2 protein-coding genes are annotated in these 835 nt (G+C 62.9%); one reads left to right on the plus strand and one right to left on the minus strand.

Annotated features, from left to right (window positions below):
• Positions 1-408, minus strand: a 408-nt coding sequence (locus AWB68_RS45585) for an SDR family oxidoreductase (RefSeq protein ID WP_125483330.1), incomplete at its 3' end; no start/stop codon positions are given.
• A gap of 188 nt (positions 409-596) precedes the next feature.
• Between AWB68_RS45585 and AWB68_RS45590 the strand changes: the two genes are divergently transcribed.
• The coding region (locus AWB68_RS45590; protein WP_125483331.1) for a GntR family transcriptional regulator at positions 597-835 on the plus strand (239 nt) is incomplete at its 3' end.

Genomic DNA, 835 nt, shown 5'->3' on the forward strand with positions numbered 1-835 from the left:
GAACTCCATGAACTGAGTCGCGCGCACGATCGTGTACGGCACGCCCGCCGCTTCGATCACCTCTTCCTGCGCAACCTTGGCAACGAAATACGCGTTCCCTTCCGTGCGTTCGCATCCAACGATTGATAGCGCGACGTGATGGCGCACCCCTGCGGCCACTTCGGCCTTGCCGAGGTTGCGCGCCGAGGTGCGGAAGAAGTCGAGCACCGCTTGCGGTTCCCATGACGGTGCGTTCGTCACATCCACGACGACGTCCGCGCCCACCAGCGCACTGCTCAGGCCCTCGCCCGTCACAGCGTTCACACCGGTGCGCGGCGAGGCAGCGAGCACCTCATGGCCCGCCTCGCGGAGCAGCGTGACCACACGCGAGCCGATCAGGCCGGAACCACCGATTACGACGATCTTCATGGCAGAGTCTCCAGATAAAAGTAATTGAACGTGCGGGGCGCTGGCGGGCTTCGTGTTACGTGAAAGTGTTCGCCGCCGTCGCATCGCGTGAGGCTATTGTGAAAGAATCATGCCCTAGGGAAAAGTGACAAGAATTGTCGAACCGACTAGTCCAAGCCGATTCGATGCCCCTTGCCCGTGAGACCGTCATGACCGTGCCGACGCCCACATTGACCATCGAAATCGATCGGCAGCAGCAGTTGCCGATCTATCTGCAGATCTGCGAGCGTTTCAAGACCGCGATCGCCGCAGGGCATCTGCGTCCCGGCGAGCGTGTGCCCGCGTTGCGCAGCCTTGCCACGCAACTGAACACGGCACGCGGCACGGTCGAGCTGGCCTACACGATCCTCGTCGACGAGGGCTACCTGCAAATGCGCGGCGCGGCCGG

It is taken from the genome of Caballeronia choica, from assembly GCF_001544535.1.
Taxonomy (GTDB): domain Bacteria; phylum Pseudomonadota; class Gammaproteobacteria; order Burkholderiales; family Burkholderiaceae; genus Caballeronia; species Caballeronia choica.